The 251-nt window shown below is 63.3% G+C and carries 1 pseudogene; it reads right to left on the bottom strand.

Annotated elements, in window-relative coordinates:
* Positions 1 to 251: pseudogene (locus R0J92_RS25110) on the bottom strand (translation initiation factor IF-2); the annotation flags it as partial.

Below are 251 nucleotides of genomic sequence, written 5' to 3'. Positions count from 1 at the left end.
CGTCGTAGATGATGTTGTAGTAGCGAATGTCCACGCCGTTCGACTCGGCCAGCTTGCGAGCCTGCGCATCCGCCCGCGTGTTGAAGCCGATGATGACCGCCTTCGAAGCCGTTGCCAGGTTGACGTCGGACTCGCTGATGCCGCCCACGGCGCCGTGCACGATCTGTACGCGCACTTCGTCGGTGGAGAGCTTGAGCAGCGACTGCACCAGCGCTTCCTGCGAGCCTTGCACGTCGGCCTTGACGATGAGC

The organism is Tritonibacter sp. SIMBA_163 (assembly GCF_046535935.1).
Classification (GTDB): Bacteria; Pseudomonadota; Alphaproteobacteria; order Rhodobacterales; family Rhodobacteraceae; genus Epibacterium; species Epibacterium scottomollicae.
This window is presented reverse-complemented; position numbering and strand designations above follow the sequence as displayed.